At 67.3% G+C, this 22,692-nt stretch carries 26 protein-coding genes, 1 tRNA gene and 2 pseudogenes; 14 read left to right on the top strand and 15 right to left on the bottom strand.

What is annotated here, in order from left to right; genetic code table 11:
- Positions 1-169 precede the first annotated feature (169 nt).
- On the top strand, positions 170-931 hold the full coding sequence (locus HQ314_RS16540; RefSeq protein ID WP_156380592.1) for a GntR family transcriptional regulator: 762 nt from the start codon (positions 170-172) through the stop codon (positions 929-931).
- On the top strand, positions 928-1,614 hold the full coding sequence (locus tag HQ314_RS16535) for a phosphonatase-like hydrolase (RefSeq protein WP_222638915.1): 687 nt from the start codon (positions 928-930) through the stop codon (positions 1,612-1,614). The genes HQ314_RS16540 and HQ314_RS16535 overlap by 4 nt, the downstream gene beginning before the upstream one ends.
- Positions 1,615-1,744: 130 nt before the next feature.
- On the opposite strand, the gene HQ314_RS16530 is transcribed toward HQ314_RS16535, so the two are convergent.
- Positions 1,745-2,983 carry an AGE family epimerase/isomerase gene (locus HQ314_RS16530; protein ID WP_222650634.1) on the bottom strand — a complete coding sequence of 413 codons (1,239 nt, stop codon included), beginning with the start codon at positions 2,981-2,983 and terminating at the stop codon, positions 1,745-1,747.
- Positions 2,984-3,078: 95 nt separating this feature from the next.
- On the opposite strand from HQ314_RS16530, the gene HQ314_RS16525 reads away from it, so the two are divergent.
- A complete protein-coding gene (locus HQ314_RS16525; protein WP_037186314.1) occupies positions 3,079-3,504 on the top strand; it encodes an SRPBCC family protein in 426 nt (141 codons plus the stop codon).
- Positions 3,505-3,510: 6 nt separating this feature from the next.
- Here HQ314_RS16525 and HQ314_RS16520 read toward each other — a convergent pair whose 3' ends face one another.
- Both HQ314_RS16520 and HQ314_RS16515 read right to left on the bottom strand, forming a co-directional pair.
- A complete protein-coding gene (locus HQ314_RS16520) occupies positions 3,511-4,179 on the bottom strand; it encodes a hypothetical protein (protein ID WP_222650633.1) in 669 nt (222 codons plus the stop codon).
- Positions 4,176-4,652, bottom strand: coding sequence for a hypothetical protein (locus tag HQ314_RS16515; protein ID WP_222626384.1), 477 nt, complete (start codon positions 4,650-4,652; stop codon positions 4,176-4,178). Before HQ314_RS16515 ends, HQ314_RS16520 begins: the two co-directional genes overlap by 4 nt.
- A 74-nt stretch (positions 4,653-4,726) precedes the next feature.
- Here HQ314_RS16515 and HQ314_RS16510 point away from each other — a divergent pair, with 74 nt between their 5' ends.
- From HQ314_RS16510 to HQ314_RS16500, 3 genes and pseudogenes are all read left to right on the top strand, one after another.
- On the top strand, positions 4,727-5,221 hold the full coding sequence (locus HQ314_RS16510; RefSeq protein WP_222650632.1) for a hypothetical protein: 495 nt from the start codon (positions 4,727-4,729) through the stop codon (positions 5,219-5,221).
- On the top strand, positions 5,218-5,607 hold the full coding sequence (locus HQ314_RS16505; protein ID WP_222650631.1) for a transcriptional regulator: 390 nt from the start codon (positions 5,218-5,220) through the stop codon (positions 5,605-5,607). The genes HQ314_RS16510 and HQ314_RS16505 overlap by 4 nt, the downstream gene beginning before the upstream one ends.
- A gap of 367 nt (positions 5,608-5,974) precedes the next feature.
- A pseudogene (locus HQ314_RS16500) lies at positions 5,975-6,448 on the top strand (TIGR03086 family protein); the annotation flags it as partial.
- A gap of 9 nt (positions 6,449-6,457) precedes the next feature.
- Here the strand turns inward: HQ314_RS16500 and HQ314_RS16495 are convergent.
- Positions 6,458-6,616, bottom strand: a complete 159-nt coding sequence (locus HQ314_RS16495) for a hypothetical protein (RefSeq protein ID WP_200933861.1) — start codon at positions 6,614-6,616, stop codon at positions 6,458-6,460.
- 129 nt (positions 6,617-6,745) lie between these two features.
- Here HQ314_RS16495 and HQ314_RS16490 point away from each other — a divergent pair, with 129 nt between their 5' ends.
- Positions 6,746-7,531, top strand: a complete 786-nt coding sequence (locus tag HQ314_RS16490; RefSeq protein ID WP_222650630.1) for an SDR family oxidoreductase — start codon at positions 6,746-6,748, stop codon at positions 7,529-7,531.
- Positions 7,532-7,542: 11 nt separating this feature from the next.
- On the opposite strand, the gene HQ314_RS16485 is transcribed toward HQ314_RS16490, so the two are convergent.
- A complete protein-coding gene (locus HQ314_RS16485) occupies positions 7,543-8,370 on the bottom strand; it encodes an IclR family transcriptional regulator (protein ID WP_197027824.1) in 828 nt (275 codons plus the stop codon).
- Positions 8,371-8,432: 62 nt separating this feature from the next.
- The gene (locus HQ314_RS16480; protein WP_197027825.1) at positions 8,433-8,591 is read right to left on the bottom strand and encodes a hypothetical protein; all 159 of its coding nucleotides are present in this window, start codon (positions 8,589-8,591) and stop codon (positions 8,433-8,435) included.
- A gap of 247 nt (positions 8,592-8,838) precedes the next feature.
- Here HQ314_RS16480 and HQ314_RS16475 point away from each other — a divergent pair, with 247 nt between their 5' ends.
- The 3 genes from HQ314_RS16475 to HQ314_RS16465 all read left to right on the top strand — a co-directional run bounded on the left by HQ314_RS16475 (position 8,839) and on the right by HQ314_RS16465 (position 10,661).
- On the top strand, positions 8,839-9,195 hold the full coding sequence (locus tag HQ314_RS16475; protein WP_222650629.1) for a nuclear transport factor 2 family protein: 357 nt from the start codon (positions 8,839-8,841) through the stop codon (positions 9,193-9,195).
- 55 nt (positions 9,196-9,250) lie between these two features.
- Complete coding sequence (locus HQ314_RS16470; protein WP_056443434.1) at positions 9,251-9,763, top strand: MarR family winged helix-turn-helix transcriptional regulator; 513 nt, start codon at positions 9,251-9,253, stop codon at positions 9,761-9,763.
- A gap of 238 nt (positions 9,764-10,001) precedes the next feature.
- Positions 10,002-10,661 (top strand): sigma-70 family RNA polymerase sigma factor, encoded by a 660-nt coding sequence (locus tag HQ314_RS16465; protein ID WP_222650628.1) that lies wholly within the window; start codon positions 10,002-10,004, stop codon positions 10,659-10,661.
- Positions 10,662-10,669: 8 nt separating this feature from the next.
- On the opposite strand, the gene HQ314_RS16460 is transcribed toward HQ314_RS16465, so the two are convergent.
- From HQ314_RS16460 to HQ314_RS16440, 5 genes are all read right to left on the bottom strand, one after another.
- On the bottom strand, positions 10,670-12,169 hold the full coding sequence (locus HQ314_RS16460) for an alpha/beta fold hydrolase (RefSeq protein WP_308119445.1): 1,500 nt from the start codon (positions 12,167-12,169) through the stop codon (positions 10,670-10,672).
- A gap of 23 nt (positions 12,170-12,192) precedes the next feature.
- Positions 12,193-14,136: a S9 family peptidase gene (locus tag HQ314_RS16455; RefSeq protein WP_222650626.1), complete on the bottom strand. Its 1,944-nt coding sequence runs from the start codon at positions 14,134-14,136 to the stop codon at positions 12,193-12,195.
- Between the two features lie 55 nt (positions 14,137-14,191).
- Complete coding sequence (locus HQ314_RS16450; protein ID WP_222650625.1) at positions 14,192-14,833, bottom strand: DUF3159 domain-containing protein; 642 nt, start codon at positions 14,831-14,833, stop codon at positions 14,192-14,194.
- A gap of 154 nt (positions 14,834-14,987) precedes the next feature.
- Positions 14,988-16,508, bottom strand: a complete 1,521-nt coding sequence (locus HQ314_RS16445; protein ID WP_222650624.1) for an alpha/beta hydrolase — start codon at positions 16,506-16,508, stop codon at positions 14,988-14,990.
- 38 nt (positions 16,509-16,546) lie between these two features.
- Entirely contained in the window at positions 16,547-17,191 is a 645-nt protein-coding gene (locus tag HQ314_RS16440) for a hypothetical protein (protein ID WP_261781762.1), read from the bottom strand.
- A gap of 153 nt (positions 17,192-17,344) precedes the next feature.
- Here HQ314_RS16440 and HQ314_RS16435 point away from each other — a divergent pair, with 153 nt between their 5' ends.
- From HQ314_RS16435 to HQ314_RS16425, 3 genes and pseudogenes are all read left to right on the top strand, one after another.
- A complete protein-coding gene (locus HQ314_RS16435) occupies positions 17,345-17,950 on the top strand; it encodes a TetR/AcrR family transcriptional regulator (protein ID WP_222633215.1) in 606 nt (201 codons plus the stop codon).
- Between the two features lie 4 nt (positions 17,951-17,954).
- Positions 17,955-18,215 (top strand): annotated as a pseudogene (locus tag HQ314_RS16430) (alpha/beta fold hydrolase); the annotation flags it as partial.
- Entirely contained in the window at positions 18,212-18,598 is a 387-nt protein-coding gene (locus tag HQ314_RS16425) for a VOC family protein (protein WP_222650623.1), read from the top strand. The pseudogene HQ314_RS16430 and the gene HQ314_RS16425, both read left to right, overlap by 4 nt.
- Before the next feature lie 64 nt (positions 18,599-18,662).
- On the opposite strand, the gene HQ314_RS16420 is transcribed toward HQ314_RS16425, so the two are convergent.
- The 3 genes from HQ314_RS16420 to HQ314_RS16410 form a co-directional block, all read right to left on the bottom strand.
- Positions 18,663-18,738, bottom strand: a tRNA-Thr gene (locus tag HQ314_RS16420).
- A 62-nt stretch (positions 18,739-18,800) separates the two neighbouring features.
- Positions 18,801-19,988, bottom strand: a complete 1,188-nt coding sequence (locus HQ314_RS16415; RefSeq protein WP_222650622.1) for a DNA polymerase III subunit delta' — start codon at positions 19,986-19,988, stop codon at positions 18,801-18,803.
- Between the two features lie 11 nt (positions 19,989-19,999).
- On the bottom strand, positions 20,000-20,953 hold the full coding sequence (locus tag HQ314_RS16410) for a DUF808 domain-containing protein (protein WP_222647574.1): 954 nt from the start codon (positions 20,951-20,953) through the stop codon (positions 20,000-20,002).
- Between the two features lie 32 nt (positions 20,954-20,985).
- On the opposite strand from HQ314_RS16410, the gene HQ314_RS16405 reads away from it, so the two are divergent.
- Positions 20,986-22,113: a type IV toxin-antitoxin system AbiEi family antitoxin domain-containing protein gene (locus HQ314_RS16405; RefSeq protein ID WP_222650621.1), complete on the top strand. Its 1,128-nt coding sequence runs from the start codon at positions 20,986-20,988 to the stop codon at positions 22,111-22,113.
- Here HQ314_RS16405 and HQ314_RS16400 read toward each other — a convergent pair.
- Positions 22,110-22,658 (bottom strand): DUF664 domain-containing protein, encoded by a 549-nt coding sequence (locus HQ314_RS16400; protein WP_222650620.1) that lies wholly within the window; start codon positions 22,656-22,658, stop codon positions 22,110-22,112. The two genes, HQ314_RS16405 and HQ314_RS16400, sit on opposite strands and share 4 nt — an antisense overlap.
- Between the last annotated feature and the right edge of the window lie 34 nt (positions 22,659-22,692).

Genomic DNA, 22,692 nt, shown 5'->3' with positions numbered 1-22,692 from the left:
CTCCCCGAACTCGGCCCGGTCAAGAACTTCTCGCAACTTGTACATACATGTTTACCGACCGTTCATCCAGTTCATGGCCCCGCGGCCGTGCACGATGCGGCATAGTCGTCATCGGTACGACCAGTTGTCCAGTCAGGTCGCCCATACCCCGATCCACCGGAGGGTGCGCATGATGTCTCTACCTCTGCACGGCCGCGTCGCCGATGCGCTGCGCGGTCAGATCACCGACGGAACGTTGCCCGTCGGTGCGCCGCTCCCGTCCGAGGCGCGCCTGTGCGCGCTGTTCGACGCGTCGCGGGGCACGGTCCGCGCCGCCCTCGCCGCACTCCGCCACGAGGGGCTCATCGCCGGCGGTCGCGGTCGTCCTCCCGTCGTGTGCGCAACCGCCGTCGCGCAACCGTTCGAGACGTTCATGTCCTTCACCGCCTGGGCCGACTCCATCGGCAGGGTTCCCGGCCAGCGCACCCTCGAGGTGGCACGCCGGGCCGCCGGACCCGTCGCCGCAGCCGCGCTCGGTCTCGATGCCGGCACCGTGGTCATCGACGTCCTGCGCCTGCGAACCCTCGACGGGGCACCCGCTCTTCTCGAGCGATCCAGTTTCGTGGAATCGGTCGGCCGCAGACTGTTCGACTTCGATCCCGATTCCGGGTCCATCTACGCCTACCTGATCGGCGAGGGGGTGGACCTGCACGGCGGCCGACACACCATCGACGCCGTGTCCGCCACCGATGTCGACGCCGCCCATCTCGACACCGATCCCGGAGCACCACTTCTCCGCGAGCGGCGCCGGGCGACGGACAGCACGGGCACCCCCCTCGAGTACGCGGACGACCGGTATCGGCCGGACCGCGTCGCCTTCACCATCGACAACACGCAGTCCGCCGTGCACGGCGCGGCTCACGACCTACGCATCGTCAAGGAGAGCTCATGACAGCCCGCTCGTTCGACCTCGCCTGCCTCGACATGGCCGGCACCACCGTGGACGAGGGCGGGCTGGTGTACACCGTGCTCGCCGCGGCCGTGTCCGACGCGACGAACAGTTCCGTGTCCGACGAGCTTCTGTCCCGATGGAAGGGAACCGGAAAGCGCGAGGCCATCGTCGGTCTGCTCGACGGCCTCGGAGCGTCGACCGACGACCGGCACGTGGACGTCGTGTTCGACGACTTCACGACACGACTGACCGAGGCCTACCGGGAGACTCCCCCGTCGCCCGTCCCGGGTGTGCCCGACGCCCTACGGCAGTTGCGCGAGCGCGGAGTGAAAGTAGGGCTGCAGACCGGTTATTCGGCAGGGATCACGAAGGCGATCCTGGACGGGCTGGGGTGGACCGTCGGTACCGACCCCCGAGACACGGTCGACGCCGTGATCACCTCCGACACGGTGCCGGCGAGTCGCCCCGCTCCCTATCTGATCTTCCGGTGCATGGAGGCGACCGGCGTGGTCGACGTGCGCCGGGTGCTCGTCGCCGGTGACACCCCGAACGACGTTCTGGCAGGCCACCATGCGGGCGCCGGGTTCGTAGTCGGCGTGCTGAGTGGGTCGTTCGACGCCGCCGCTCTGTCCGCTGCGACGCACGTGCTGCCCAGCGTGGTCGGCGCAGTGGACCTGCTCTAGACCGCTGCGGCAGGTCACATCCACGGCACTCGTCGTTGCCACCACGGCATCGATCGCGGTCGCTCCGATTCGACTGTCGCCGAGCGTGAGCGAGTAGGGGAACCGTGCGACGACGCGCACGGGCATCGGGTCACCGTGGACCGGGCATACCGCCGCTCAGCACCGCCGCAAGGCTCGATCCCGTGGGATACCGACTGGTCCACACCGCCTGGGCTGCGTGGTAGATGTCGGGCTTCCCGCCCCACACACTCGTCGCCACGGCGTTGTGCTCGTCGAGTTCGTGGTGCCACGATCCGTGCGCTCGGTCGATGTAGCAGTCGGCTGCGTGATCCCACCACGCGCGATAGTCGTTCTCGTACCGCCCTTCTCCGGTCCACCGCAGCAGGGTCGCGGCGGCGGCGATCGCCTCGCACAGCACCCAGTGCAATCGCTGGGTCACGACGGGCCGGCCGGTCCAGTCGGTCGTGTAGACGAAGCCGGGCGTCGACCCTTCCTGCCATCCGTCGGCGGCGGCGCGCCGATACAGCGATCGAGCGACGTCCACGTGGTCGTGGCCGCGCGCGCTGGTGGCCACGAGGGAGACCTGCAGCATCAGGCGCGACCACTCGAAACCGTGACCGACCGTCGCACCGTAGGGCTTGAACTGATCGGCCGGACTGTCGGAGTTGTACTCCAGCAGCGGTTCCCAATCGGTGGTGAAGTGTTCGGGGATGCGCCAGTCGTTGGCCTCGGACCACTCGACGACGCTGTCGCAGATGCGAGCGGCCCGCTCGCGCCACACCGTGGGGGCGCCGGCGTCCACTGCCGCGAGCATCGCCTCCACCATGTGCATGTTCGCGTTGATCCCGCGATAGTCGTCCAGTTCCGACCAGTCGGCGTTCCAGGTGTCCACGCACATGCCACTGCGGTCGTCCCAGAACCGGGCATCGACGACGGCGAGTGCCTCGGCGAGCAGTGCAGGTCCGCGAGGGTGACCCGCCGCGGTGGCCGTCGACGCCGCGAGAACGACGAAGGCGTGCGTGTAGGCCGACTTGGTCGCGTCGTCGGTCGACTCGACCCAGCCGTCGTGTCGGTCGTCGCGCAGCACCGTCAGGAGTCCGTCGAACAGTCGGTCGGCTCTGCGGCGAGAGCCCGGATGCCCGAGCAGCGCACCGAGGTACTGCACGTGCACCATGCGCGCGGTGATCCAGGTGAACACCGGCCGCGTCAGGTCCGGCTCGCCCGTGTCATCGAGCCACGCCGCGCCTCCCGACGGGTGATCGAGAGTGCGGCCGAAGTCGAGCAACCGGGCGGATTCGCCGTCGAGCCACGACCTGTGGGACGGAAGCGTCGGCCAGGAGGGACCCGCAGGCATCTCGTTCGAGGACACCGCGTCACCCTACGAGACCGTCGGCGCCTCCCGGCTCGGAACAGCGGCACCGGTGCTGACATGATCGGGTCCCGCATCGAACAGGAGTCCCTCTGATGGCAGCACCCACGCGCGTCCACGTCACCCACACGTTCACGTCCGCACCGGATGTCGTGTTCGCAGCCCTGTCGGAGCACGAGAACCTCGGCCCCCTGTTCGGAGCGAAGATCACGCGTGTTCGTGACGGAGACAGCTCGCGCAACGGTGTCGGCTCCACGCGCGCACTGAAGCTCGGCCCGCTGCCCGCCTTCCACGAGACGACGATCGTCTCCGAACCGAACACCCTCATCGAGTACAAGATCACCAAGGGCTCACCGCTGCGCGGACACTGGGGCACCCAGCGCCTGACCCCGACGACCGACGGCGGCACCGCTCTCGACTACACCATCGGATTCGACGCTCCGGTTCCCGGCCTGGCTCTCGTCGTCGCGAAGGTTCTCACCTCGACCATCTCCGCCAAGATCGGCAACCTCGTTCCCTGACGTCGGTCAGTACGTGTAGTTGATGTCGCGGGAGAACGTGAACCCGCCCGTGGGTGCGGTGCAGGCGATGATGTCGTCCGGCCCGGACTTGCACACCACCCCGTCGACAGAGAGCACCTGGCCGACGTCGAGCACCAGAGCGTTCTGATCGACGTAGATGCCCTGCGTCGTGCAGAAGCTCCCCGAACCCGCACCGGTGACACGAATTGCCACCTTGTCGTTGGCCGCGTTCGAACACTGCGCACCCTCGACTGGGTTTCGGCCGTCCTCGGCCTGGCATCCCACTCGTCCCTCTGGACCGTCCGACGCCCAGATACCGCAGTGCAGGTTTCCCATCGGCGACGTGAAGTTGTACTTCCCGGGTTCGGTCAGGAACACCGCGGGATCGACGTTGCCTGCCTCGTTGCCGGACGGCTGGAAGGGCGCACCCCCGGGCACGAGATCGGCCGCTTCCTCCGGAGTTTGCTCCGGTGGGGTGGCAGTGGACTCCTCCGACGCCGGTGTCGCGGTGGTCGACTTCACCGCCGGTGTCGCGGTGGTCGACTCCACCGTCGACGTGGCCACCGTGGTCCCAGCAGCCGGCGCATCCGTCGCGGAATCCCCGCCGGAACACCCCATCAGAGCCGACGCACACAGTGCAGCGATCGGAACGACGAACGTCCGCATCGCCGTCATCGGGCCGGCACCTCGAAAGTGGGGCTCGGCGTGTGCGGGGTGTTCGTCCTGAACGTGACAGTGACCGGTCCTGCACCCGTGTCGATGTCGAGATAGGGGTTGGTCACGTTGGGGCCCTGGAAACGCCAGCTCGCCACTCGGTGTTCGGCGGTACCGCGAGCGCCTGTGTCGTGATTGTGCCAGTCCGCGTACATGGTCACGTAGCACTCGTAGTCGGCCAGCCCCACCCACGCGGGGCTGTACAGATGGGTCGTGAAGTCAGCGTGAATCTCGTCAGGGGTGTAGCCGCTGGTCACTCTGACATCGACCGTTCCGGCGAGGCACTGGGGAACCTCGGCGAGAGTGTGGATGCGCTGCTCCGGTGAGAAGTACATCGGTTGCGCACCGGCGTTCACGGTGCCACCCGCCGTGACGACTGCCGTCAGGGCGCCGGTGACGACGACGGCGCGAGTGCTGATGGGATGCTTCTTCATGACCCTCCTCGAGTGGACTGCACGGCCCGTCGAACGTAACACTTTCCAGCACGGAAAGTGTTAGTGTTTCCGTCATGGAAAGCCATCAGTCACCAGATGATGCTCGCGCCCTGCTGAGTGAGATCCATGCCGACCGAGTCGTTCTCGCCGACCGTCTCGCGGCGCCGACGTGGTTCTATCCGGCCTTCGCGGCACTGACCGCCCTGTACGTCGGTACACCGTCGCTGCCCGACGGCCACGTGCGTTCGGTGTCGACGTCCGTTCTGGTCGCGGCCGCGATCGTGACGACGGTGCTCTATCCCCGCCTGACGGGGGTACGCCCGTCAGGCGTGGGTGCCGTCGGGTGGTCTGTTCTCGGTGGGCTCCTGGTGACCGTGCTCGGATCGTTGAGTGTCTCCTACGGTCTGGTGGCATCTCTGTCCGCGTGGTGGGTCCTCGTGCCACAGGCGCTGTGTTTCGTGCTCGTGCTGTTCGGCGGCCGCCTGTTCGACCGCGAGTACCGACGCCATCTGCACGCAGACGACGTCCGACGCCCGTCCGGCCGGGCGCACTCCGGACCACGGTCGTGACCGAGGATCGGGGCCCCGAACCACGATTCGATGCCGTCATCCACGCACCGGTCCGGCTGCGCATCTGCGGGCTTCTACGCCGAGTCGACGAGATCGATTTCGCCATCATCCGCGACACCCTCGAGATCAGCGATGCGTCTCTGTCCAAACATCTCCGAGCTCTGTCGGACGAGGGCTACGTGTCGACGAAGAAGACGACATCACTCTCCCGCGGGGACTCGCGACTGGTGACGTGGGTCGAGCTGACCCGGGTCGGTCGCGATGCCTTCGATTCACACATCGCAGAACTCGGGCTCATCGCGCACGGTCGCCCGGAACAGTCGACGGCTCGGCAACCACTGTCGACGAGACTTCCCCACTTCGGACCGACACCCGAATTCGGCTGACGACCGCACGGCGCCGTCGCCTGATCCACGTCGTATCCACGTTGTTCATGCCGACGTCGACTCACCCGCCGTTCGAGTTCACCGGGGCTCGATATCAATGACCCGTCACCGTCGAACAGCGCAGCGGCACAGGCAGAATTCGGGTCGCAACCTGTGCGCGGGGAGACCGGTGACGCAACGATCCGAGCGCCCGCCGACACGGGCACCCTGCTCGGCTCGGACTCGCTCGCGCACGATTGACGTGAGGGCAACGACGGAGCACAGTGCGCGCATGACACTGCCGCGCGAGACCGCCGACCGTCACCGCGCCGTCGCCGCGACCTTCACCACGCTCGTCGAGTCCACGTCGGCCTAGGATGCCCCGGCGCCCGTGGACGGCTGGACCGCACGGGATGTGGTGGCGCACCTCGTCGACTGGTTCCCGGCGTTTCTGGCGACGGCCACCGGGCTGGAACTCGATCGTGGGCGCTCACCACTCGAGGACCCGGTCGATGCCTGGCGTGTCCACAGCGACGCCGTGCAGAGAGTGCTGGACGGGCCGGACGCCGCGACCCCGTTCCACCATCCGATGATCGGCGAGATGCCACTTCCCGCGGCGGTCGGCCAGTTCTACGTACCCGACGTCTTCATGCACTCGTGGGACCTCGCCGCGGCCGGCGGGCAGGATCTCTCACTCGACGCCGACTACTGCGCCGAACTGGTCGGCGGCATGCGGCCGATCGAGGAGCTCATGCGGTCGTCCGGCCAGTACGGGCCGGCTGTCGCAGTACCCGACGACGCCGACGATCAGACGAGGCTTCTCGGATTCATCGGGCGCGATCCGCATTTCCTCGGGCGCTGAGGCGCCCCGTCAGTCCTGCACTTCGTCTCGCTCGTGCTGCGTTCTCTGCTCGAGCTCGTCGTCGTCGAGATGGCTCGGTGTCTTGGCGTGAGCCCGGCGGTCCGGGTGCGCGTCCTCCGTGGGAACCAGGACGTCGTCGAGTGTGGGTTCGTCGTGTGGATCGGTCATGAGTGCGGCGTGCCCGCGGACGAATCATCCAAACGTCCCCGTTCTCACTCCGCGATAACGACCCTGGACGCCCCAGACCGTGCAGGTGTGATCTGGATGAGAATCATTCACCGAGTCACGGAGGTCTCCATGAGCCAGAACCCACGCGTCGCCGTCGTCACCGGAGCAGCCCGAGGAATCGGCAAGAGTATCGCCGAACGCCTGGGCCGAGACGGTCTTCACGTCGTCGTCGCCGACCTGCCTGGTTCGAAGGACGGTGTCGACGAGACCGTCGAGACGATCGTCGGTGCCGGCGGTGTGGCCACGGGCGCCGCGGTCGACGTCGTGGACGAATCCTCGGTCGAATCGTTGGTACGTACCGCGGTGGATGCAGGCGGGCGCCTCGACGTCTTCGTCGCGAATGCCGGAATCGCCCAGGTCGAGGAGCTGCTGAAGTACGACAGCGCCGACTTCGACAAAATCTTCGACGTCAACGTCAAAGGCATCTTCAATTCCTACCGAGCCGCGGCCAACCAGTTCATCGCGCAGGGAGGCGGCGGCAAGATCATCGGCGCGGCCTCGATCGTCGCGTTCCGACCCTTCGCACTTCTCGGCCCCTACTCGGCGACGAAGTGGGCCGTACGCGGTCTCACCCAGGCCGCGGCCATGGAGTGGGCCGAACACGGCATCACCGTCAATGCCTACGGCCCCGGCATCGTCGGCACGGCGATGTGGGATCTCATCGACGAGAAGCTCGCCGCGAAGCACGGCCAGCAGAAGGGCGAGGCGCTCGCCGAGAACGCCCAGTCGATCCTGCTGGGCCGAGTATCGGTGCCCGACGATGTGGCGAAGCTCGTGAGCTTCATGGCATCTCCGGATTCCGACTACGTCACGGGTCAGACGATGCTCGTGGACGGTGGCATCCAGTTCTCCTGACGCGGACGAGGTCAGCCGGTGCGCAACCACCGGCTGATCTCGTTCGCCGCGGACCGCAACGCGTGCTCCACCTCGGCCGCCCGTCGACGGTCCACTTCCCGATCGGGGGTGCTGATGGCCACGGCTCCCATGACCGCACCCGACGCATCATGGACAGCCACTGCAGCGCACGCTTTCGTCGGAACGAATTCCTCACGCTCCCATGCCACCCCACGACGGGACACCTCGGCGAGGTGGTGTTCCAGTTCGTCGCGGTCGGTGATGGTCGTGGACGTGAGCCGTTCGGTGCCATGGGTGTCGAGGTACTCGGCTGCGTCCTCGCGGGACATCGCAGCGAGCAGGATCTTGCCGAAGGCAGTCGCGTGCCCGGCCTCGTGGAAACCGAAGTTCAGCGGCGTGATGCGGGGGTGGGTGGCGCAGTCGGCGACATGCGCCACCACAACGTCGGACCCGCGGTAGACGGCGAAGTAGCTTGCCGTCCCCAGTGTCTCGTGCAGCTTCGAGATACGCTGCCGCACCGGCACAGGCACGCCGACCTGGCGATGCAGGCTGACACCGAGACGAGCCAACTTGTATCCCAGCTCGAACCGCTGTCGCGCTCGGAGATGAACGAGGTAGTCGCAACCGACGAGTACCTGCAGCAGACGGTAGGTCGTGGGCAGCGGGAAGCCCAGCACCTCGGAGACCTCCTTGGCGGTGGCGCCGCCGCGATCGGCCACCACCTCGAGCACGGCGAGGGTCTTCTCCACCGTGGCGACTCCGCCGGCTCCGGCGCGCCGCAACCGCGTCGGGACGTCGGGGGTCGGGGGATCACGGGGAATTCGATCGTCGTCGAGCACACCCCCATCGTCTCTCAGCACCGCCGCAGGGGGCGGAAGATCGAGCCCACGGGTTTCATCGATCACAGAACTCGACGGGCGCGACGGTCCAACTCGCGGCGCACCCGGGTGCACTCGTTGGAGACCGACACGACGTCGTCCGGTGGCGCGTCGCGGGCAATGGCGGAACGGCGGTCCGTCACCAGCCGCTCGTACCGTTCCTGCAACAGATCGGTGGACATTTCCGCATAGTTCATCGCCCGACTCAGCTCTGACCGCGAGGGTGACCCGGCAGGTCACACCACACTCTCGATCTCCACGATCAGGATCCATCACCGGAGGTCGACTCGGGCATGAATGGCAGATCCCCCACGGACGGTCCATTGACCCGTTCCATTGTGGCGCCACCCTCTCGCGACGCGGTTGACGTGGAGACCGGCCGCGCCTAATTTGGGTGAACCTTCACCCATATGGAACTGGAGCCCAGCGATGGCAGAGTCGATCGAGCAGCTGATGCACGCCAACCTCCTGCAGGTCTTCGGCGAACGGGACCCCGCGGCGAGGCGGGCCGCCATCGCGCGGACGTACACGGAGGACGTCGTCTTCTCTGATGCCGAGGCTCGGGTGCAGGGCCACGACGCACTCGATGCCAAGGTGCAGGCGATCCTCGACGACGCACCGGGATTCGTGTTCACCGCGGACGGCAGCGTTCACCTCATGCAGGACGCCGGCTACCTGGCGTGGGCACTCGGACCCGAGGGCTCCGATCCCGTCGTCCGCGGAGCCGATGTCGGCATCGTTCGCGACGGCCTCCTGGCACAGGTCTACACCGTCATCTTCACCTGAGGTCGGTGGCCGCCTCGATGCGGGCCGTCCGTCGTCGGCCGGGTACAACAGGACGATGACCGAGTACGACGTGGCATCCGAGTCTCCTTACGCCTTTCTCGGCGAGGAGGAGACACGGGCCTGGTACGCCTACATGAAGGTGCACCTGCGGCTGCGCTACGAGATGGATCACCAGCTGCGCGGCGATCACGGCATCTCCCTGGCCGACTACGACGTACTGGTGGCGCTGGTCAGCGATCCCGAGCGCACGCTCTCGGTGTCCGACCTCGCCACCCGCATCGGCTCCGAGCGCAGCAGGGTCTCGCATCAGCTCCGCAGCCTGAGCGCACGGGGACTCGTGACCCTGGCGACCGACCCCGACGACCGTCGAGTGACCCGAGTTGCACTGTCCGACAGAGGTAACGACACCCTCGCCGATGTCTCGCCGCGACACATCGACTTCGTGCGGTCCGTCTTCTTCGATGCCCTCACTCCCCCTCAGGTGCAGGAGATGTCGACGATGTTCGAGGGCATCTACGACCAGTTGATCCGACACGGGACACTGCCCCGGCCTGTCGACCATCCGTGAGTCACCCGACGCCGATCAGTCGGAGTCGGACGGGAACCCGGGAGAGCAACGACACATCCGATCTCACGGCGCTTCTCACGGGTTACCGACCCTCGAACACTTCCTGACACCGAGACTGGCGCGATTCACGAACTCCTGGTCGCCCGCTGCTCAGGAAACGGACCGCACGGCGCACGACGCGAGATACGCGGTGTCCGTTCATGCGAGCGTCGGGGCCCGCATGATGCAGAATCAGCCCATGACCACGGCGGAGTACGCATCTCCGCGACGAGCGCGCCCACCATTTCTCGATGTCGATCGGTCCGATCGTGCAGCGACCGAGGCGAAGGCCGCTGCGCTGGACCGAGACCTTCGCGACCGATGCGGTGTCCTGCTCGGCCTGATCGCCTCCGGGGACGACCGCGCGATGGTCGAACTGATGCTGGTCACTCGACCCGTGGTGTTCGCAGCGGCGTTGCGAGTTCTCGGAGACCGTGCGCGCGCCGAGGACACGGCTCAGGAGACGTACTTCCAGGTGTGGACCTCGGCCGGAACGTTCGACTCCGACCGAGGGACACCTCACGCCTGGTTGGCGACTCTCGCGCGCCGACGAGCGATCGACCGTTCGCGCTCCGACACGGCGTCGGCGAGACGGGACACGGCGTACACCGCATCGCATTTCGACCGCGCTCACGACGGCGTCTGGGAAGCGGTGTGGACGAACGCCGACAACGATCTGCTGACGAAGGCGCTGATCGAACTGACCAGTCTGCAGAGGAGCGCAGTCGACCTGGTCTACTTCCAGGGCCTGTCCTGCCGCGAAGCAGCCGAGCGGCTCGGCGTACCTCACGCCACCGTCAAGACTCGCGTGCGAGACGCCGTGTTGCGCTTGCGACTTCACCTCGCGCGCACCGCCTGAGCGAGCGTTCAGAGGGTGCAGCGAGTCCCTGCCTCGGGTGTGGCCAGCTCGACGAGATAGTCGGCCACGATGTCGTTCACGCAGGCATTCGCACCGGAGATCGCGACGGTGTGCTGCTCGCCGTCCACGGGGAGCAGCGTTCCGCCCAGAGTGTCCGCGAGGTTCACACCCCCTTCGTAGGGCGTGGACGGATCACCCGTGATCGAGATCGTCAGAGTGTCGGGAACGCCCTCGACATCCTGTGCGTAGGGAATTCCGAGTGTCGGCTCGGCCGGCCAGAACTCGCACGGATCACGAGCCCCCTCCGGACCGAGTCCCGCGTCCGTGAACGGCGCGATCTCCTGAATTCTCCGTTTGAGCTCGACTTCCTCCTCCGGTGTGTTGCGGTCCTCGTCCATGCAATTGACGGCGTAGAGCGCTTCGCTGAAGTTGGGGTGGGTGCCGTCCTCGTCGCGGCCGCCGAACACGTCGAGGATCTTCAGCAACGTGTCTCCCTGTCTCGCAGTGACCTCGGCTATCCCTCGGATGATGACAGGCCACACCGTCGAGTCGTAGAGTCCCGCGACCACCGCTCCGTATGCAGCGTCGAAGTCGAGGCGCCGACCGCTCTCGGTGACGATGGGATTCTCGACGAGAGGCCTGACGATGTCCTGGAACCTCTCGACCGCCCTGCTCGGATCGGGGCCCAGCGGACAGTCCGGAGACGCCGCACAGGACGCGGCCATCTCGTCGAACGAGCGCTGGAAGCCGGTGAACTGGTCGACTCTGCGGTCGGCCGTGCTCTGAGCGGGGTCGATGGCGCCGTCCAGGACCATGGCGCGCACGTTCTGAGGGAACATCTCGGCGTACACCGCTCCCAGTCTCGTTCCGTAACTCTGACCGAGGTAGCTCAGTTTCTCGTCGCCGAGCACCTCTCGCAGAATGTCCATGTCCCGCGCGGCATCTCGAGTTCCGACCGCCGAGAGGACGTCGTCGCCGCCCGAGCGCTCGGCGCAGCGTTCGACCAGGCGACGCGAGTCGTCCTCCGTCAGCGTTCTCGAGCCGGTCAGCACCGTGGTGTACGCCTCGCCGGCGTCGTTCTCGGCATCGGTGAAACAGTCGATCGCCGGTGTCGACGCACCGACCCCGCGAGGATCGAAGCCGATCAGGTCGAAGTGTTCGGTCACGCGACTGTCCGCCAAGGTCGTCGCACCCGCGGCGGCCATGCTCATTCCCGGCCCACCGGGCCCACCCGGATTGAGCAGCAGTGATCCGATTCGCTCACCCCGCGCGGGTGCCTTCAACAGGGCGATCTGCGCCGTCCGACCGTCGGGATCGTCGTAGTCCAACGGCACGGTCACGCGAGCGCACTCGAAGGTCGGGTCGGCGGCGAACGCAGTGGCATCGGCCGACGTCACCGCGTACCCGTCGCACGATTCGAAGGCCACGTCCTGGTCGTGAACACTGCTCAGATCCGGCTCGGTCCGCGGTTGCGCACACCCGGCGAGCACCAGCGCAGTGACTGCCACGGTGACTCCTGCCGTTCTGCGGCTCACGACAGCGACCCGCTCGGTGCGTGGACGGACGAGGGACTCGCGGAATGCTCGCGCCCACCCAGGTGCTGGGCGAGGAACCGCTCGACCTCGCGGTAGAACGCGATGGTGTTCTCGGGGTTGACGAACCCGTGTCCTTCGTCGTCGAAGACGAGGTAGTCGACGTGGACCCCACACGAGCGGAGGGTGGCGACGACGTTGTCGGACTCGGCTCTGGTGACACGAGGGTCGTTGGCTCCCTGCGCGATGAGCAGGGGCGCCGTGGACGCGTCGAGACGGCTGATCGGGGACCGCGCGAGCATGTCCGCTTCCTGCTCCGGATCACTCGGGTCGCCGACGAACCGGTACCAGTTGTTGACCAGGCTGGCCCGGAGAAAGGACGGTTGTGTCCTCATGAAGTTGGCGAGGTCCGAGATGCCGACCAGATCGACCGCCGCGGTGAACACGTCGGGGGTGAAGGTCGCGCCGACCAACGCGGCGTACCCGCCGTACGAGCCGCCCATGATCGCGACGCGCTCACGATCGGCGTACCCCTGCTGTACGGCCCACTCCACCGCATCGACCAGGTCGTCGTGCATCGCGCCCGCGAGTTCCCCCACCGCAGCGTTGGTGTGAGCCTTCCCGTAGCCGGTGGAACCGCGGAAGTTGACCTGCAGCACCGCATACCCGCGGTTGGCGAGCATCTGCACGGCGGGATCGAAACCCCACGAGTCGCGATACCATGGGCCGCCGTGGACGAACAGCACCATCGGCAGCGCGGTCGGGTCGACGCCGAGAGGCAACGTCAGGAAGGACGGCAGCGCACGCCCGTCGCGCGCCTCGATGGTCACCGGTTCCATCGGCGCCATCGCGGTCGGCTCGAGATGCGGATACGGACGGAACAACTGGCGGCTCGCACCCGTGGTGTGGTCGTAGAGATAGGTGACGGCGGGATCCCGATCGTGCACGAAACTGACGGTCCAGCGCAGTCCGCTCCGGTCCGAGGACAGTGCGCCGACATCGCCGTCCGAGAGCAGTTCGAGTGCTGCCAAAACCTCTCCGAAGCGCTCGTCGAGGACCCGTATCTCCTGGCGCTCGCCCAGGTATCGCACCCCGAGCAGGCCGCCGGTCTCGGCGTCGCAGATCAAGGGCGACGATGTCTGTTCGACAGCGCGGCGGGCTGCGTCGAGTTCCAACGTCGGGTGCGAGTCGACGACGGTCTCCTCGCCGGTGTCGAGGTCGAGGCGCACGAGGTGCGTCAGGTCGCGGCCGCGGGTCGAGCCCATCCACAAGCCTGTACCGTCCGGGGTCATCTGAGTCGGGGTGATCCCGATCGGGTAGTCCGTCGCGTCGATCGACGCGATCGGATTCCGTGTTCCCGACGGGGTGACCCGGGACAGGAGCAGGTGGCCGTCGTCGGTCATCTCCTGCTCGACGAGCGTGTCGTCCTCCGCGAGCATCAGCAACCGGTCCGTCCCGGCGCTGCGTCCGATCACGGTGATCTCACCCGTCGCGACGTCGATCCTGTGGAGGTCGAACTCGGCAGGGTTCCGCGCGTTGAGCATCACCGTGTAGCTGCCTGCACTCCCGTGCACGGGCAGGAGTTCGATCGCACGAGCGCCGGGGAACGGCGTGAGATCGACGGCGGGACTGCGGGGATCGTCGAGATCGACACGGAACACGTGGTGGTTCTCGTCGCCTCCGCTGTCCTGCAGGTACAGCAGCCACCGGGGGTCGTCGGTCCACTGGAAGTTCATGACGCTGCGGGTCTCGTCAGCGCTCACGCATCGTGCATCACCCACGGCGGAGAGATCCGGGGCGATGTCCTGCACCCAGACGTTGAGCCTGTTCCTCCACGGTGCGAGGAAGGCGATTCTGTTGCCTTCCGGAGAGATTCGGGCACCGACCGCGGCGGGCGGGCCGAAGAGGTCGTTGATCGCGATCAGATCGGGTGCAGTGGTCATGGGAGGTCCTCTCCTCTGGTGGGGCGGGTGTCGAGCTGTCTGTCAGTGGTGTCTCTCAACGGACGAAGTGGGTGGTCGAACGCCGGAACGCCCAGACGGTGACCACCACGGCGACCGCGAACAACGGCGCACCCATCGCGATTCTCGCGACGGCGAGCCAGCCGGTGGCGTCGGTGTCGTACAGCCAGTCCTGCACGAGGTACCGGGCACCGAAGAGCACCGCGAAGGTGAGAGTGGCGACGTCGTGGGCGCGGCGCACCGAGGAGTTCCGTCGCCAGGCATATCGGTTGCCGTGCAGCGCGTTCCACAGCAGGCCGGTCACCGGTCGGCGGATCAGCACCGATGCGAGTACCACGACGCCGGCCACCAGGCTGGTCCAGATGCCGAGGAGGAAGTAGCCGCTCGCACTGCCACTCATCGCCGCGACGGCGCCGGCGGCGAGAACGCCGACGAGACCGCCGCTCGCCCCGGCGATCGACTCACCACCTCGGACGCGATGGACGGTCAGTCCCAGTGCGACGAGCACCGCGGCGCCGATCGCGATCGGCAGCGTCCAGATCGAGTTGGCGACGACGAACACGATCACCGGTATCGCGGTGCGGAGCATTCCGCTGGTGCCACCCAGACTGTCCACCACCCTCGCGCCGGCATCGGTGGTCGGTGCGTCCTGCGTGCTGTCGTGTGGCGGGTTCGTCATGTCGCCCTCCTTGCGCCTCGGTCGATCCGGTCAAATGTGTTCATCGACAACCAGAGTCGTCGAGCTGACCGACCGCTGCCAGTGCCTGCGTGCACCGGATACGGTGACACTGTCATCGACCGGTCATGACAGATGTCACGGCGTCAGCCGGTGCTCACTGCGTCGCCCGAGGACACTGGGCGTCTTTCTCCGGCATGGTGCCGCCGACGAGATACTCGGTGACCACCTCCTGCGCGCAGGGATTGGTTCCGAGCGCGAAGACACCGTGCCCACTGCCGTCGACGGTGAGCAGCCGGGAACGATCTCCGAAGCGCTCGTCGAGCAGTTCACCGCCGCGCAAGGGCGTGACCGGATCACGTCGATGCTGCGCGATGAGGATGTTCGTCGGTCCGTCGGAGTCGATGGAGACCGGGGGTTCGGTCGGGGCATGGGCCCAGAACGCGCACGGCATGATGTTCGCCGCCGCTGCGCCGAACAGCGGGTAGTCGACCCTGTCGGTGGCGACGGCATTCTCGTACGTGGTCACGTCGTGCGGCCACTCGACGTCGTTGCAGGTGACCGCCAGGAAGACGGACCACGAGTTGTCGCCGGCCGACGGTACCGGAGCCCCCTGCGGAAGGTCCCCACCCTGACCCGCCGCGAGGCCGTCCCGGTACGAGACCCACGCATCGGCCGCAGTCTCGTACGTCGCCGGGTTGTACAGCGTGACGAAGGTGGCCAGACGGAACGAGCGACCGTCGACCCCGTTCACGGGCGTGGCATCGAGCCTGGAGGCGATGTCGAAGTACGTCGCCCGCACCTCGTCCTCGGTCGCACCTAGACCGTATCGGTCGTGACGCTCGGCCATCCACCGGGCGAGATCCGGGAAGGTGTCTTCCATTCCTCGGGAATAGCGCCGCATCCCGGCTCGATCGAGATGGGTGTCACCGATGTTGCTGTCCAACACGATTCGGTCGGTGCTCTCGGGGAACATCGACGCATAGGCCGCGCCCAGCGCCGAGCCGTAGGAGTAGCCGAGGAAGCTCGCGGTGTCCTCGCCGAGAGCAGCTCGGACGCGGTCGAGGTCCCGCGCCATGTTCGCGGTGCTCACGTGGCGCAGCAGGCCGTCGTCCTCGGCGGCGCACCGGCGCGCGACTTCTCTCGCAGTACGAACCTGCTCGTCGAAGGCAGCCTGGTCGTACGCGTACGGCGGGACTGCGCCGTAGTAGTGCAGGTCGTCGGTGAAGCCGCAGCTGATGGGACTGGAATGGCCCACCCCACGGGTGTCCATGCCGATGAGGTCGTAACTGTCCAGCACGGACTGCGGCATGCCCCGATTCACCAGGAACGTCGGTTGGTCGAGCCCCGTACCACCGGGGCCGCCCGGGTTGAGCAACAGCACCCCTCGCCGTTCCTCCGGCTTCTGGGAGGGCAGCCGAGAGATCATGACGTCGATCTGTCCAGCGTCGGGGTCGTCGTAGTCGATCGGCACGGGCACCGACGCGCACTGCAGGCGCGACGGTTCCTCCGCTGGGTCACCGACGTCGTCGGGACATGAGGCCCACTCGAGGTCGGGCATGGAATATGGTTGCTGCACTGCAGTATCGGGCTGAGACGCGGTGGAGGTCGTCGAGCAGCCGACGAGAACGAGGCTGATCGCGGCCACCGCAGCAGTACGCGTGTCGTATCGGTTCACGGGATGTCCATTCGGTAGCGGGGGTGGCCGACGGCCGATCAGTTACCGGCGGCGTCGAGCCAGTGATAACGCAGTCGCAGAGCGCGTTCCGTGCTGCCCACGGCGGCACCGACGGTGGAGGCGACCGTCGACCACGTCGGCAGATCGATCGGTGCGGCGATGACACCGACCGACTCGGCGATCGGCGGAATTCGAGACACTGTCTCGACGAGATACACCGCGAGCGACAGGACTCCGCTGAGAACGAGGGCGATCGAGACGACGCCGATGACCGAACTCGCCGCGGGGTGCCGCCTGTCGAATCGGGCCCGGCGCCCTTCGGCCGAGCGAGGGTCGGGGCTCAGCTGCCGCTCGCTCCCGTCAGCGGAGACGAGATGGCACCGCTTGACACCGAAACCACTCATCGCGACCTCGATGCGGCCGTCCTCGACGGGGAACGCGGCGGGCAGTGCCGACCGTGCTTCGCACAGACCGTCTCTGTACAGATCGGCCGTGACAGAACCGGAGGCCTGGTCCTGCCAGTGCCTGATGTCGACGGACCATTCCGGCTCATGGGGGCCCGACGGTGGGAGATGAAACAGCGCACGTCCCAGCAACTGCCACCATCGGAACGGCTGCAGTGCTCGCCCGTCGCCGGGTCGCACCCGACGAGCCGCGCGGCGGCGCCTGACTCGATCGAACATGATTCGCTCCTCTTCCGCCGGCCGTGCCACTAGCACGCTGTACTGTCGCGAACGATGGCGACGACGCTAGCACACCGTGCTAGCACATTGTGCTGGTCGCGTGATCGGTCCTGCTCAGAGCAGGAACGAGCGCAGAGGAACAGAGAGGACGCGATGCCGACACCGGAGGAACCCGGCCCGGACACGCGGGCGCGGATACTCATCGCTGCCTGCGAGATGATCGGTGAGGACCCGGCGTCGACACTCAGCGTGCGATCGGTCGCCGCGCGCGCCGGAGTGAGCATGGGTTCTCTCCGTCATCACTTCCCCACCCAGCGCGCACTGCGCGAGGCCGTTCTCGCCACGATCTACGACGTGGTGACACCGGACGCCGACGTCATCCACGACCGATCGATACCGGCTCGGGATCGCCTCGTGCGCTGCCTCGAGCAGGTCCTGGTGCCTGCCGTCGGTGCGCAGGCGCGGCGCGCGTTGATCAGCACCGTCGAGGCGTTCGCAGTACCCGAACCCACCGCAGACATCCGAGCCGCCTACGCGTCCTTCGCCGAGGAAGCGCAACGGAGAGTCGAGCAGTGGCTCGACATTCTCGCCGCCGAAGGTGCAGCGCCACAGGGTGATCAGTCGCTGAACGCCGCGTTCCTCAACACGGTTCTCGACGGCCTGTTCTGGGACCGGGCGATGCCCACCGATCCCGCCACGCTGCACCGAGCGACCGCCATTCTCCAGCATGCAGTGGATTCGGTCCTCACGCCGCCGTGACCACGTCAACCTCGCTGCCGCCTACGACTGCGTGAGAGCGTTCTCCGAGACCGACTTCACCGAGGATCTGAAGGCGCTGACGGTCCCGATCTTCATCGCCCAGGGTGACGACGACCAGATCGTCCCCATCGCGGCGGCGGCCCTGAAGTCCATCGACCTCGTCCGGGACGGCACGTTGAAGGTGTACCCGGGCGCACCGCACGGCATCTACGGCGACTACCAGAAGGCCCTGGACGCAGACATTCTCGACTTCCTCGCCCGATGACCACCCCCCTCGCCCTCGGGCCCGTCGGCAACGTCTTCTACTTCGTCGACGATCTCGAGGCCGCAGTCGAGTGGTACTCCGCCCGGCTGGGTCGCACACCGATTCAACGGGGCGGGGCACTGGTGGCCTTCGACATCGACGGGGTGCGGCTCACGCTGCACGAGAACGACGACTACAACTCGTCGGGGCCGGCCGGAGTCTCCGCCTACTGGACCGTGACCGACGTGGATGCGATCGTCGCGGACTGGACAGCCCACGGAGCGGTTGCGCACCGGGGACCCAAGACGGTCTTCACCGGTGAACGTCTGTGCCAGATGCTCGATCCGTTCGGCAATCTGTTCTCGGTGCGACAGGCTCCCGCAGAGATGGATGTCAACGGCTAGGACAGGGGATCAGAGACCAGAAAAGCGGCCACGCGTATCGCGAGGCCGCTTTTTCTGAACTGTGTGGAGCCGCCTAAGAGAATCGAACTCTTGACCTTTTCATTACGAGTGAAATGCTCTACCGACTGAGCTAAGGCGGCGTGGCTCCCTGAGGAGCCATCGCAAGTTTAACCGGTCCCCCCGCCCGAACTCAAAACGGGGGTCAGCGGGCCGCCGCGCCCAGTGTGGCGACCATCGCGTCGACCGCGAACTTGGGCTTGACGTTCATCTCCAGCGCTTCGCGGCACCGGAGGATCGCCTCGATGCACTGCAGCAAAGACTCGGGAGTCGACACCGAGGCGAGGCCACGGGCCTGGTCCTCCATGTCGGGGTGCGTCATCGTCGACGAGGCGCCGTACGACTGTGCGAGAGCGTCGCGGTACAGCCCGGCGAGGTCGATGAGTGCCCGGTCCAGCGAGTCTCGACCGGTACGAGTGCGCCTCGACTTCTGCCGCTGTTCCAATTCCTTGAGCACGCCGGCGGATCCGCGCAGCGCGCCCGCTGCACCCTTGCCGGTGCCGCCGGCGCCGAGTGACGTCCGCAGTTCGTCGGTCTCCCGCTCGTCGCGGTCGGCGTTGATCTGCACCGCGTCGGACTCGGCGGCCTTCACCAGTTCTTCGACCACCGCGTACTGGGTGGCGGGGCGGAGCGCCGCCTTGGCGATGCCCAGTGCCCGCTGCCGTCGCTCGCGTGCCTCGGGGTCCGTCGCCAAGCGGCGCGCGCGGCCCACGTGTCCGCCGCCCACCGAGGCGGCCCACGCGGCGGTCTTCTCGTCCAGGCCGTCGTTCTCCCGCAGTACGCGTGCGATGTCGTCGGGCTTGGGCGTCACCAGAGCCACGTGCCGACAGCGCGAGCGGATGGTGACGGCGATGTCCTCCGGATCCACGGACGGTGCGCAGAGCAGGAAGATGGTGCGGGCCGGCGGCTCCTCGACCGCCTTGAGGAGCGCGTTGTAGGCGCGCTCACCCAGCCTGTCCGCGTCCTCGATGACCACGATCTGCCACGTCCCCGTGGTGGGGCGACGCGCTGCCATCTGCACCACCTCGCGCATCTCCTTGACCGAGATGCTGAGGCCCTGCGGCACGATGCGGCGCACGTCGCCGTGGGTGCCGTGCATGGTGGTGGTGCAGGCGTGGCAGTGGCCGCACCCGATGACGTCCGGATCCGTGCACTGCAGCGCAGCCGCGAAGCAGACAGCGGCGATGGAGCGGCCGGACCCGGGAGGCCCGGTGAACAACCACGAATGCGTCATGCGGGAACCGATGTCACCCTCACGCGCAGCCGCCGCCGCGTCGGACAGCTCGGCGACCACCTCGTGCTGACCGACCAGCCGTTCGAACACTCGCGCCATGGGAGGAGAGCTTAGTGCTCCTGTGCGACAGCCCCACCGCGACGCTTGGCCAGCAACGAGGACACCCCGGTCATCACGGCCACGACGATGGAGCCGACGACGAGACCGATCAGCGCGGATGCCAGCGTGTTGACGATCCAGGCCAGCACACCCCCGATACCGGCGACGTCGTGGACCGCGTCCTCCATGTGGTGGACGAACTCGTAGATCGGGTGGAACCCCAGCTCGTCGATGCCGTTGAGCAGGATGTGGCCACCGACCCACAGCATCGCCGCGGTGCCCACCACGGACAGCACCGCCATGACCTTGGGCATGCCCTTGACCAGGCCGCGCCCGACGGTCTGCGCGATGCCCGACGAGGTGTCGGCCAACCGGAGACCGATGTCGTCCATCTTCACGATGAGACCGACAACGCCGTAGACGAGGACGGTGATCACCACGGCGACGACGGCCAGGATGATCAGTCGGCTCCAGAAACCCTCGGCGGCGATGGTGTCGAGCGCGATGACCATGATCTCGGCGGACAGGATGAGGTCGGTGCGCACAGCTCCGGCGACGACAGCGTCCTCGTCGCGAGGTCCGTCCTCCTCGTGATCGTGAGCGCCGTGTCCGGAGATGGCGCCCCAGATCTTGTGCATCGCTTCGTAACTGAGGTAGGCACCGCCGACCATGAGGATCGGCGTCAGCAGCCACGGCAGGAACTGGCTCAGCAGCAGCGCGATCGGCAGGATGATGAGCAGCTTGTTACGGAGCGACCCGAGGGCGATGCGCCGCACGATGGGGAGCTCACGTTCGGCGGCGAGGCCGCGCACGTACTGCGGCGTCACGGCGGTGTCGTCGATGACCACACCGGCAGCCTTGGCCGTCGCCTTGCCGGTCGCGGCACCGACGTCGTCGATCGACGCCGCCGCCAGCCTGGCAAGCGCTGCCACGTCGTCGAGCAGGGCTACGAGTCCGCCGGCCATCAGTACTCCCGAAGTAGGTCAGTGGTTCGAGAGTGAGAGTACCGCTCCAGGGGTGGGCTCGACCCCGCATCTCGCAGCAGTTCGCGCAGGCCCTGGACCGTCGCGAACTGCCGAGAGGTGCGCGTACGTTCTCCATCCCCAGCCTGTGGATCACGGCCGACGACTCGACGGCCGGATCGCGCACCCTCCGATACATGTCTCTGATCCCCCGAGTCGATCTCCGACGACGCGGCGTGTCCGACGGTGAGGTCCGCGCTGCTGTCCGGTCCGGTTCGATCGTTCCCGTGCGCCGCGGCGTCTACGTCGATCCGGCGACGACCGACCTGTCCGACGACCGCACCCGCCGACTGCTCGAGCTACGCGCCGCCGTCCTCTCCTCCGACAGCGATCTGGTGGTGAGCCACAGCTCGGCAGCGCTGGTCCACGGCATCGACCTGTGGCCCGACATCGATCGTCGAGCACACCTGACGGCGAATCGATCCGGCGGTGGTCGGGCCGGCACGTCGCGCGTCGTGCACGCATCGCCACTGCACCCGGACGACGTGACGACGGTCGACGGAGTGCGTGTCACCTCGCTCGCCAGAACAGTGGTCGACCTCGCCTGTAGTCGGCCGTTCGAGTCCTCGGTCTACTCCGGCGATGCTGCTCTGCGCCGAACATCGGCGGACGATCTGGCTGCGACGCTGGCCCGAGCGCACGGTCGTCGCGGGATCGACAGGGCGCGGCGGGCCATCGCCTTCATGGACGGTGGCGCCGAGAGCGTGGGTGAGTCTCGGAGCCGGGTCTACCTGCACCGGCACGGCCTCCCCGCTCCTGCGCTCCAATGCGACGTCCTCGACGAGCGCGGACGCTTCGTGGGACGGCCGGACTTCCTGTTCGACGGAGTGATCGGCGAGTTCGACGGGCTTGCGAAGTACCGCGAGTACGGGGATGCAGCGGATGTGGTGATCGCCGAGAAACTGCGCGAGGACCGGTTGCGCTCACTGGAGTGGCGGATCGAACGGTGGACGTGGAACGACCTGGCGACGTCGGCTCTCGCCGATCGTCTCCGCGCAGCGCTCACAGCAGCAGAAGGACGCGCAGCCCTCGGCAGTACGCGCAGGCACGGGACGGTCGCGAACTGCGGGGAGGTGCGCGTCCAGGACGGCAATCGCGCCTAGAACTCCAACCCCATGTCACCCGCCACCACACCCATCGTCGACTGCCCGTCCAGAGCCTCGCGGAGGATGTCGGCGTGCCCGCTGTGGTGGGCGATCTCGCGCAACAGGTGCAGCAGTACGCGCCGCGCCGTCCACCAGATGCGCTCCGGCGCCCACGGTGCGGTGGGTTGCGGGATCAGGTCGTCGAGGTTGCCGAGCGCGGCGATGCACTGCTCCAGCGCGCGGCCGGCGGAGTCGAGTTCGGCCAGCACCTGTTCGATCGACTCGGGCACCTCGGGCTCGCCCGATCCCGAGAAGTCGACGGTCGAAGTCTCGTCGCGCTCCTCGAGCATGGTCACGTTCCCGCGGATCACCGACGCGACGTGCGCGATCAGCGAGGCGAGCGTGAACTCACTGACGGTCGTGCGCCGACGCGCCTGCTCATCGGTGATCCCCCGCGCCGTGATCGCGAGCATCCCGCGCTGATCGGCCAGGATGGTGACCAGATCGAGCTTCTCGCCCGTGACGTCGACCGACGGCCCCACGGATGTGTACGTCCCCGCCATGATGTGCCCCTCTCCTCGTGTGTGAGGAGAAAGC

Origin of the sequence: Rhodococcus sp. BP-332, assembly GCF_019836065.1 — a bacterium.
In the GTDB taxonomy this organism is placed as follows: domain Bacteria; phylum Actinomycetota; class Actinomycetes; order Mycobacteriales; family Mycobacteriaceae; genus Rhodococcoides.
This window is presented reverse-complemented; position numbering and strand designations above follow the sequence as displayed.

What these genes read in the sequence shown, in the direction of transcription:
- HQ314_RS16400 (WP_222650620.1), bottom strand. Translation starts at nt 22,658, where the DNA reads ATGGCGGGGACGTACACATCCGTGGGGCCGTCGGTCGACGTCACGGGC.
- HQ314_RS16540 (WP_156380592.1), top strand. Translation starts at nt 170, where the DNA reads ATGATGTCTCTACCTCTGCACGGCCGCGTCGCCGATGCGCTGCGCGGT.
- HQ314_RS16495 (WP_200933861.1), bottom strand. Translation starts at nt 6,616, where the DNA reads ATGACCGATCCACACGACGAACCCACACTCGACGACGTCCTGGTTCCC.
- HQ314_RS16410 (WP_222647574.1), bottom strand. Translation starts at nt 20,953, where the DNA reads ATGGCCGGCGGACTCGTAGCCCTGCTCGACGACGTGGCAGCGCTTGCC.
- HQ314_RS16470 (WP_056443434.1), top strand. Translation starts at nt 9,251, where the DNA reads ATGACCGAGTACGACGTGGCATCCGAGTCTCCTTACGCCTTTCTCGGC.
- HQ314_RS16490 (WP_222650630.1), top strand. Translation starts at nt 6,746, where the DNA reads ATGAGCCAGAACCCACGCGTCGCCGTCGTCACCGGAGCAGCCCGAGGA.
- HQ314_RS16435 (WP_222633215.1), top strand. Translation starts at nt 17,345, where the DNA reads ATGCCGACACCGGAGGAACCCGGCCCGGACACGCGGGCGCGGATACTC.
- HQ314_RS16525 (WP_037186314.1), top strand. Translation starts at nt 3,079, where the DNA reads ATGGCAGCACCCACGCGCGTCCACGTCACCCACACGTTCACGTCCGCA.
- HQ314_RS16510 (WP_222650632.1), top strand. Translation starts at nt 4,727, where the DNA reads ATGGAAAGCCATCAGTCACCAGATGATGCTCGCGCCCTGCTGAGTGAG.
- HQ314_RS16450 (WP_222650625.1), bottom strand. Translation starts at nt 14,833, where the DNA reads ATGACGAACCCGCCACACGACAGCACGCAGGACGCACCGACCACCGAT.
- HQ314_RS16440 (WP_261781762.1), bottom strand. Translation starts at nt 17,191, where the DNA reads ATGTTCGATCGAGTCAGGCGCCGCCGCGCGGCTCGTCGGGTGCGACCC.
- HQ314_RS16475 (WP_222650629.1), top strand. Translation starts at nt 8,839, where the DNA reads ATGGCAGAGTCGATCGAGCAGCTGATGCACGCCAACCTCCTGCAGGTC.
- HQ314_RS16455 (WP_222650626.1), bottom strand. Translation starts at nt 14,136, where the DNA reads ATGACCACTGCACCCGATCTGATCGCGATCAACGACCTCTTCGGCCCG.
- HQ314_RS16520 (WP_222650633.1), bottom strand. Translation starts at nt 4,179, where the DNA reads ATGACGGCGATGCGGACGTTCGTCGTTCCGATCGCTGCACTGTGTGCG.
- HQ314_RS16480 (WP_197027825.1), bottom strand. Translation starts at nt 8,591, where the DNA reads ATGTCCACCGATCTGTTGCAGGAACGGTACGAGCGGCTGGTGACGGAC.
- HQ314_RS16535 (WP_222638915.1), top strand. Translation starts at nt 928, where the DNA reads ATGACAGCCCGCTCGTTCGACCTCGCCTGCCTCGACATGGCCGGCACC.
- HQ314_RS16465 (WP_222650628.1), top strand. Translation starts at nt 10,002, where the DNA reads ATGACCACGGCGGAGTACGCATCTCCGCGACGAGCGCGCCCACCATTT.
- HQ314_RS16425 (WP_222650623.1), top strand. Translation starts at nt 18,212, where the DNA reads ATGACCACCCCCCTCGCCCTCGGGCCCGTCGGCAACGTCTTCTACTTC.
- HQ314_RS16415 (WP_222650622.1), bottom strand. Translation starts at nt 19,988, where the DNA reads ATGGCGCGAGTGTTCGAACGGCTGGTCGGTCAGCACGAGGTGGTCGCC.
- HQ314_RS16515 (WP_222626384.1), bottom strand. Translation starts at nt 4,652, where the DNA reads ATGAAGAAGCATCCCATCAGCACTCGCGCCGTCGTCGTCACCGGCGCC.